The 8,459-nt window shown below is 69.9% G+C and carries 7 protein-coding genes; 3 read left to right on the top strand and 4 right to left on the bottom strand.

Features of this window, described 5'->3' with window-relative positions; all coding sequences use genetic code 11:
* The first annotated feature begins 13 nt into the window (after nt 1–13).
* The gene (locus IEZ20_RS30605; RefSeq protein WP_189304643.1) at nt 14–1,087 is read left to right on the top strand and encodes a LacI family DNA-binding transcriptional regulator; all 1,074 of its coding nucleotides are present in this window, start codon (nt 14–16) and stop codon (nt 1,085–1,087) included.
* A 72-nt stretch (nt 1,088–1,159) separates the two neighbouring features.
* Here IEZ20_RS30605 and IEZ20_RS30610 read toward each other — a convergent pair whose 3' ends face one another.
* Complete coding sequence (locus tag IEZ20_RS30610; protein WP_229896341.1) at nt 1,160–1,603, bottom strand: ATP-dependent DNA ligase; 444 nt, start codon at nt 1,601–1,603, stop codon at nt 1,160–1,162.
* A 500-nt stretch (nt 1,604–2,103) separates the two neighbouring features.
* Nucleotides 2,104–3,078, bottom strand: coding sequence for an ankyrin repeat domain-containing protein (locus tag IEZ20_RS30615; protein ID WP_189304647.1), 975 nt, complete (start codon nt 3,076–3,078; stop codon nt 2,104–2,106).
* Between the two features lie 470 nt (nt 3,079–3,548).
* Between IEZ20_RS30615 and IEZ20_RS30620 the strand changes: the two genes are divergently transcribed.
* Nucleotides 3,549–3,881 carry a hypothetical protein gene (locus IEZ20_RS30620; protein WP_189304649.1) on the top strand — a complete coding sequence of 111 codons (333 nt, stop codon included), beginning with the start codon at nt 3,549–3,551 and terminating at the stop codon, nt 3,879–3,881.
* Nucleotides 3,882–3,946: 65 nt separating this feature from the next.
* Here the strand turns inward: IEZ20_RS30620 and IEZ20_RS30625 are convergent, their stop codons facing one another.
* A complete protein-coding gene (locus IEZ20_RS30625; RefSeq protein WP_229896342.1) occupies nt 3,947–5,218 on the bottom strand; it encodes an LGFP repeat-containing protein in 1,272 nt (423 codons plus the stop codon).
* A gap of 430 nt (nt 5,219–5,648) precedes the next feature.
* Complete coding sequence (locus IEZ20_RS30630; RefSeq protein ID WP_189304651.1) at nt 5,649–5,849, bottom strand: hypothetical protein; 201 nt, start codon at nt 5,847–5,849, stop codon at nt 5,649–5,651.
* A gap of 2,061 nt (nt 5,850–7,910) precedes the next feature.
* Here IEZ20_RS30630 and IEZ20_RS30635 point away from each other — a divergent pair.
* Nucleotides 7,911–8,420 carry a transposase family protein gene (locus tag IEZ20_RS30635; protein ID WP_189304653.1) on the top strand — a complete coding sequence of 170 codons (510 nt, stop codon included), beginning with the start codon at nt 7,911–7,913 and terminating at the stop codon, nt 8,418–8,420.
* Nucleotides 8,421–8,459 lie beyond the last annotated feature (39 nt).

Genomic DNA, 8,459 nt, shown 5'->3' on the forward strand with positions numbered 1-8,459 from the left:
GCCGAGGCGTCGCGTGACCATCCCCGACGTCGCCCGGCACGCCGGTGTGGGGCAGGCGACGGCCGCACGCGTCCTCGGCGGGTACGGTTCGGCGAGCGCGGCCACCCGGGAGCGGGTGCTCGCCGCCGCCGCCGAGCTGGGCTACAGCACCAACGCCGTGGCCCGCAGCATGATCAGCGGCCGGACCGACACCCTCGGAGTCGTCGTCGCCGACGTGGAGAACGCCTACTTCGCGCGGGCCGTGCGCGGCATCGCCGACGTCGCGGCCAAGGCGGGGCTTCAGGCGATCCTCGCCAACAGCGACGAGGACAGCGAGAAGGAGAAGGCCGCGGTCCAGCTGTTCATCGAGCGGCGCGTGGACGGTCTCGTGGTGGCGCCGGCCGCCACCGACGACGCGCACCTCGCCCGCGCCGTCGCCGCCGGCATCCCGGTGGTGCTGCTCGACCGCGTGGTGACCGGGGCCGCCCTGGACACGGTGGTCGTCGACAACCGGGGGGCGGTGAAGGCGGCGGTCACCCGGTTCACCGAGGCGGGACACACCCGGATCGCGGTGATCACCTCGGCCATGCCGGGCGACGACGGCACCCGTCTGGCGCCGGGCGCGGACATCTGGACCACCACGGAACGCGTCGCCGGTTACCGCCAGGCTTTGCGGGCGGCCGGCATCCCGCGTTCCGCTGAGCTGATCCGGCACACCGGGTACGAGCGTGCCTGGGCGCGGTCGGCCGTACTGGAGCTGATGACCTCCCCCAACCGCCCCACCGCCCTGTTCACCACCGACAACGTGGCGACGCTCGGCACCCTCGACGCCCTGCTCGACCTCGACGCCCGCATCCCCGACGACGTCTCGGTGATCGGCTTCGACGACGCGGAATGGACCACGCTCATCCGGCCACGGCTGAGCGTGGTCAGCCAGCCCGTGCAGGAACTGGGCGGCCTGGCCGCGGACATCCTGGTCCGCCGCATCAACGGAGCCGCCGCCCGCCCCCGCCGGCACACCCTGAACACGACGTACATCGCCCGGGAGTCGACCGGCCCGGTACCCGCCCGGGCACGACGCCTGCGGGCGCCGACGAGCAGCTCCTGATCCCGGACCGTGCCATGCGTACGGCGCCGGGCCACCTGGAGGCCGGCGCCGCCACCCCGCCTGCCCGGACCCTCACGGCGCCGGCGCCGGCGCCGGGACGCCGACGCTCCCGGGCACGCTGGTGCCGGGGAGCGGGCAGCTGCTCCTCGGCACCCGCGCCGCCCACCGCCCTCCCCGGGCGGAGTCCCTGGTGCGTGCTGCCCACCGTCTTGCCAGGCGGAGTCCCTGGTCCGTGCCGGCGGCCCGACTGGCCCTTCGCTCCGCCAGCAGCACCTCACCGCCGGCCCGGAGGACGTCGAAGGCGACGAAGCTCGCCGGCATCTCGGCGGCGAGCCGCACAGCGGTACGCCCGCGCGAGGCGGCCCGGCGCTGCAAGGCCTCGAACGACAGCCGCCCGCCTTCCCCTCCGACGACCAGCTCGCCGTCCAGGACCAGGCCGCCGGGCAGGAACTGTTCGGCGGACGCCACGAGATCCGGGAACCGGTCCTTGATCAGCGCGCCGCGCCGGGACTGCACCAGCACTGGCTGTGGCGGGTTCGCGGTCCGCCGACTCACGCCCGAGCAGTGCGCGTACTACCGTCGCTGTCACGAGTCAGCTCGATGAAAATCGGTGGCGATCGCAGGCGTGGTGCCCGCGGTCGCCGCCGTCAGGCGGGCTCGCGTCAGAGCCCGGTCAGGGGTGTGTCCTGTTCAGGTGCTGCCCCGTGCCAGCGGCCACGGGGCAGCAGGTCGGACCACGACGGTCAGGAGGGCGGCGAGATCGGCGGCGGTACGCGCGAAGCGCGGGCGGGAATACAGCGTCGGCGTCGGCGGTGCGCATTCTGCCGGTCGGCATCGTAGCGGAAGCCGCCCGCCCTCCCCCCGCCGGTTCACGGGGAGCCGTAGGACCCCGGAACCGCCCGCCCCGCCCCCGATCCGTGCACGGCCCGCCGTCCCCGGGGACGGCGGGCAGGCAGCGCCTTGCGCACACCTGCCGGCCCGACGCGGGGGCGCCCTCGGAAGGGGTACCGGTCAGTTCAGTGCTGCCAGTAGTCGCGCTCGGGGAGTTCCACCCACAGGTCGGGGGGCCCGGTGAAGGGCCGCGGGTCGGCGGGGAAGAGGCCCGCGTGGGCGCAGCACTCGGCGATCGCGTGGGAGCCGTAGATGTACGCGGTGAGGACCTCCTCGGGAGGCATACCGGTGTACGGGCCCCCGCCGGGGTGCAGGTCCCAGCCCTCGACGACACCGTCGCGCACGAGGCTGCCCTGGTTGCCGCTCTTGGGGTTGGCGTACATGCCGTAGCAGACGGTGCCGGCGGAGAGCAGGGCCTGTACGCCCGGCATCTGCGGCCCGTACCCCCAGGGCTGGGTGACGACGCAACCGCCCGGCACGGTCGTCACCCCGACGATGCGCAGGCTGTCGTCCGTGTCGACGCCGTACGGGTCGTCCAGCAGGTCGGCGAGCAGCCCGGCGTCCGGCGGCACCGCTGCCAGGCGCCGTACGGCCTCCTGCGCGTCGATGCCGGCCACGCAGGCCAGTCCCGTGCCGTCGTAGTAACCGACGTCGGCCAGGGCCGCGATGCGCCGCCGGCCTTCCCGCGCCGCCGCGGCCTCCGCCTCGCTGAGCCCCGGTCCGCCCTCGGGTAGCGGGAACAGATCCGGTGTGGGCCCGGCCTGGCTCAGCCGCCCCGGTGACCAGCCGGCCAGCACCGGCCGCCACGGGTCGGCTCCCGCAGCGACGAGGACACGTGCGATCTCCGGCCGGTGCCCGACCACCGCCTCCCACAGCGCGGTCGTACCGTCCTCCATGGCGTCGACGTCGGCGACTCGCCCGGCCAGTTCCGCGACGACCTCGGGCGAGCCGAACGCCACGGCCCGGTGCAGGGGCCGTTCCCCGCACGGCAGCGCCTCCGGATCGGCGCCCTGGTCGAGCCGTCGCCGGATGTCCCGGTGGTCCCGCCAGCCCTCCCAGCCGACGCCGCCCTCCCAGCCGTCCCCCGCTCCCGTCCCCATGTCGCCTCCCGCACCCCGCCCGACGGCACCCTGCCGCACACCGGCCACCCTTGCAGACGGGTCCGACAACGCCATCACCGTCACGGCGTCGCGGCGGGCTGGCACCTGCGCCTGAACCGATAGACCGGCCGGCCCCCGCGAATAGGCCCGGGCGGGGCACCCGTCGGCTCCCACCCGGGCCTGTGGCATTCCCCGGCTCGCCCCGCTCGGCAGCGCCCAGCCCGCCGGCAGGGCCGGTGTTCCGGCTCGCGGACGACCTTGAGCAGCACGGCCGCACCACAGGCGCCACCTGTGCCCACCCACATCCTGCTGGCACGCCACCCACCCCCACGACATCGGCAGGCTCGCCCAGGCAGCCGAGGACCGGCACCGGCTGCTGCACCATCGACGGCCTCGCCACCCGCGCCGGGGGAACGCGTTGGTGCGGTGCAGCGTTGCCACTCGCACTGGCAGCGGCCTAGCCTTTAGGCATGGTGGTGCAGGCAGGTGGGATCCGGCCGTGGGTTGTTGACACAGCGAACAAGATCCTGACCTACCTTGCGTTGAACGAGGACGTGCTGGCGAACCAGGAGAGCGCTGCGGCCCGGGAGGCCGGAATCCATGCCGAGGAGTTGGCTCGGGCGAAGAAACTAGTGACGCGATGGTCGCTGGAGGACAGTCGTCTCGATGTGCTCGAGCAGCGTGTAATCGAGTACTACCAGCGTGACGGTTGGAAGCAGGGCTACGTTGACCCCGAGACCGTGTTGCCGCTTGAGGAACTCCGACGGCGGGAGAAGGCTCACTACCATGGCCGCGTGCCCTAGGCCCAGGCGTTGCAGGGACGCGTGGCGCTTACTGGCCGTTCGTCCCGGCAACGGTTGTGGGCGTGTCAGTGGTTCTTGCCGCCGTTGAACGGCGGGGGGATGTCATCGCGACAGTAGCCCGTGCGGTGGTCGGCGGGATCACCGATCCTGCAGAAGGCGGTGACAACTCCGAGGTCGTGACTGTCGGGTGATCGGCCTTCTGTGTCGGCGTGCTGCTGGACGACGACAGTGATGGAGTCGATGTATTCCTTGTCGAAGTGGAATGCCATCGTGTAGGAGCATCGATCCAGGTAACCCAACGGCGAGCAGTACGACGAGTCTTGCGCGATGAGCTGGATGGTGTGGGGGCCGACGTTGTGGTCTTCGCCCGCGTGCAGCCGCCCGAATCCCGCTGTGCTGGCCGTTGCCCCACTGTCGTCGTCGATACGCGCTCCGCGTGCCTCACCCTTGCGAAGTATCACGCCATAGAAACTTTGGTCCTCTGTGACACTTTCGCAGTTCCATTCAGTTTTGTTGATCTTGCTGTAATCGGTCGTTCCCGCCGGGCACCCGCTGCCCGCTTTGACCGCATGATCGGTTGGGACCGCAGTTCTGGGTAGGTCCTGTGCGCGCAGGGCGGGCAAGGAGTCCGCCGCTGGTGTGGTTCGCGTCAGCCCTGCTCGGGTCGGTGCAGGGTAGATCGACCAGTTGCCGATGTGGGTGGAGTTGTTGGTGAGGTCTGCGGTCACCACTCCGGTCTGGAATTGGCTCTCGCGGCTGCCCCAGGGCTTGTGCTGAGGTGGGGTGTCCTGTTCGTCGCTAGTGGGGAAACCTAGGAAGCTGGCTTCTGCCCCGAGATCGATCCAGGCCTGCCGGATCAGGCCGTGAACCTCGTGCGCGCCGGTGGCGAAGCTGAAGTAGATGGACGCACCCTCAAACTCCTGGCGGCGGCTGATACCATCACCGAGCACAATCTCGTCGGTGGTGGGGTAGCGCATGAACCCAGCCTCGTACCCGTACTGTCCCCACTTGGTTAGGAAGTCATGGGCGACAGGGTGCGCGTTTGTGCGGGGCGACCAGTAGATGTTGCCGCCCACGAACTCCGAGAACGCCCCGACGCCGTCTGGCGTGGGCATTTCGTTGGACTTCGGTAGCAGCAGGAAACTCTGCGGGCCGCCCAGCGCCTTGTACTTTTCCAGGATCGCGCCGCATACCTCGTAAGGCGACGGGAAGAAAGCCTCGCAGCCAGGGGATGCCGCCGCACCCGCCTGCGACGGAGCAGGAGACAGTGGGGCAGGCCGGGCGGCGGCGGCGCCTGCGCCGACCCAAAGCATTGCGATCACTAGTGCGATGAGCATGCGGCATAAGCTCGCGGTCCTGGTGGCGGAACGCCGGTATCTGGTCTTTGAGGTCGTCAATCGGGGGCCTCCGTTTTGCCCGAGCGATGCTCAGTACCTGTGGATCACTCCTGAGGGAAGGAGGCGTACCTTCCCGATGGATCGATCGATAGGTCATCAGGCATGGCCGCCGCGGCCACCTCGGTCGGGAAGGGCACGCCCGTGCTTACGGTAGTCAACGAGGACGGCACCACGTGAGCAATCGTCAAAGATTGTGGGTCGAGCCGTTGGTGTCGTGGCTGAGCGTGGTGGCGAGAGCCACCGGGCTGAACCAGCAAGGCTGAATCCGAGTTGCCCAGGCTGTTGAGCTCGTCCGGGAACTTGAGTGCACACAGACCCCGGACACCATCCGAGGAGTAGCGTCCGGGGTCCTTATCGTCACCTACCCTGATCAGTCACGGGACGCGCGGCGTCCGACAACTGACGTCGCCGAAACGGCGCCGCCTCCTGCCAGCAGATGGACGACGGTCTCGACGGCCTTGATCTGGTCGGCTCCGATGGTCGGGTGCACCAAGAGCAGAATGACCACGACGACGATGACCACCGTCGGCCACAACGGCGGGAGTTCCAGGGTCCTCGGCTTTGCCTTCACGGGTTCTCCTTCAACGCACTCACGGAACGTGTGGTGGTTGCCGGGGTCCGCTTCTGGCTCAGCTCCCACGATCTGTCCGCAGGATCAGGCGAGACCGGCCCCAGCACGGAAGCATTCGCCAGCGACGTGGGAACGACTGGCGACACGTACCGGGAGCCGATGACGGCTTGTCAACGAATCACCCTTCAGATCACTGTCGACTGGACAGGGCCTCGCCCTGCACCATGCCGACTATGGACGTGACAGTCTCATTGTGAGCCGAAGTAGTCGTTCAGGGGACCCTTTCCTTACAATTCGAGGGGCAGTCGCTCGCCTTGGCGACTTGGGGCGTGAGGCGGGCAGGGCCCCGCCCCTCGCGTTCCTTCGCCCGTAGCCAACCCGAAGGCCGGCGCTCCCCGAGGGCCTCGTGGACCTTCGACTCGGGTGGCGACTCCAAGTGCTCGGTGACGACCTGGTCGTAGTAGACGCCGTCGACCGGCCGCACATGGTCGGGAGCCCGGGCCCATACCCTGTACTCCGCCGCCTCCACCCCGCCCTCCTCGCGATCCCGGTACGACGGCAGCACCACGAGGGTCTGTCCAACACGGTAGATCGCACCTTGCCGACTCCGGATTTCTTGGAAAAAGCAGAGTTTGCCCTTATTTGTGCTCACCTGCATCATGCCACCGATGCCGTACCGTGCTTGGCCGTGCTGACTAGACGCCGACCGGTCGGTGCGGGCCAAGAGCAGGGCCAGCGGTCCGGCATGGCGATCACGGATGCCGTTCCGCAGGGCGGGAGCACTCCCCTTGTGTTGCGTTCTCCTTCACGGGTCGGTGCTGCCCGTTCGCAGCAGCGTGTACCGCGGCCCGTTCCGGCGGACGCGGCGGGGCGGCTGGGACCCTGGCATGGGCGCGGCATGCTCTCGGGGACGTGCCCGGTGTCGGGACTCGGGCGGTCGGCCCCCGTCCTGCCGGCGCCACGCCTTCTGCTGAGCGGACGCCGGCATAGGCGGCCGTAACCGGCCACTTCCTGCGAACCCCCACACGCGGGTGAACGGTGCTGCATAGGCTCGCAGTTAACGTCCCGGTGGCCTCCCCCGTGCCACCGGGACGTTCCCCTGCCGGCAGCGGCAGCTCTGGCTGCTGGTGCGCTGCTGCCTGCTGCTGGCCGGGGTCGTGAGCAGCCGGGCGGGGGGGAAGGTTCTTCGGGCACGGCGCCGGTGAGGCCGTCGAGGTGCTGGACGGCCTCACCGGTGATGTAGCGGTCGGGGTCGGGGGATTGCAGGTAGCGGCGCAGCAGGTCGGCGTCGAGGTTTTGGCGCTGGAGGTAGGCGGCGAGGGTGCCGACCAGGAGGTGGTTGTGGGCGAGGGCGTCGGTCAGTGCGTACAGGACTAGGCGCTGCCACTGCTTGATGTTGTCGCCGTGCAGGGTCTGCAGGTGCTGGGCGCGGGCCAGGTAGGCGTTGATGCGGCGGCAGTGGTAGGTCACCAGCGCCAGGAGTTCTGGTGGCACCTCGTCGCCCGCCGGGCGCGGGGTGGGCTCGACCGTGCAGGGGGGCGCGGGCGGCAGGGTGTCGCGGATCTGCTGCAGGCCCATGTCTTGTTGCGGGCCGTGGGGGATCTCGCTGCGCCGCTGCGGTCGCTTGCGCGGGTGGGCGGAGGTCGTGGCGGTGCCGTCCCTTTCGGCCGGTCCCACGATCCGGCGCCTGCTGGGTGGCGTGACCACGCGCGGAGCGCTGTGAGTGACGCGGCGCGTCTGGGGCCTACCTGTCCGCGTCAGTCGTGGGCTGACGCGGCACTCGGCCGGGCACCGTCACAGCGCGGCAAGGGGCGGCACCAGCCAGGACAACGACGGTCGTCCCGCCGGGGTCAGGGGGTGGGGTGTCAGTGGTGGAGGCCCGCTGTCGAGCGCCACCCTGGACCTGGTCGCCGGCCTGGTCCGCGGAGCCACCTGAAGAAGATCCGCTCCAGCTGGCGCAAGCTCCCACCCGGCCGGATCGCCCTGATCGTCCTGGCAGTCCTCCGCCACGACCAGCGGCTTTCCGACATCGCGGGCGGCAACGACGTCTCCGCCTCCACCGTGCGCCGCTGGCTGCTGGAAGTGATCGAGTTACTGTCGGCCCGTGCCCCGCGCCTGGACCGCGCCCTGAAGGAAATCGCCCGGAAGGGTGGCGTCGTCGTCCTGCTCGACGGCACCCTCGTCCGCACCCGCCGACGCACTGGGGATAAGAACCGGCCGAACTATTCGGGCAAACACAAAGCCCACGGCCTGCTGTTCCTCGCCCTGACCGACGAGACGGGCAACCTGATATGGATCTCGGCGGCGAAGCCGGAACGCTCCAGCGAGATCACCACCGCCCGCCACAATAGGATCACCACCCGCCTGCGGGAAACCGGTCTGGGCGCCCTGGCCGAGAACCGCATCCGCGCTGCCCGCCACCGGACTGCGCCAGGGGAACCTTGCCGAGACCACGCTGCAAGCGCTTACAGTTGGGCCACTATCCAATTTCCAACGATTCGGTTGTGCCCGATCTGTTGTGAGAAACGGGAGGAACTCTTTGTTCCGCCGATTAACCTCGATCTTGCGTGAGGGTCCGTCAGCTTGCTGACGGACCCTTTCGGCTCATTC

The sequence above is a fragment of the Streptomyces cinerochromogenes genome (genome assembly GCF_014648635.1).
In the GTDB taxonomy this organism is placed as follows: Bacteria; Actinomycetota; Actinomycetes; order Streptomycetales; family Streptomycetaceae; genus Streptomyces; species Streptomyces cinerochromogenes.

What these genes read in the sequence shown, in the direction of transcription:
- IEZ20_RS30615 (WP_189304647.1), bottom strand. Translation starts at nt 3,078, where the DNA reads ATGGGGACGGGAGCGGGGGACGGCTGGGAGGGCGGCGTCGGCTGGGAG.
- IEZ20_RS30625 (WP_229896342.1), bottom strand. Translation starts at nt 5,218, where the DNA reads ATGCTCATCGCACTAGTGATCGCAATGCTTTGGGTCGGCGCAGGCGCC.
- IEZ20_RS30620 (WP_189304649.1), top strand. Translation starts at nt 3,549, where the DNA reads ATGGTGGTGCAGGCAGGTGGGATCCGGCCGTGGGTTGTTGACACAGCG.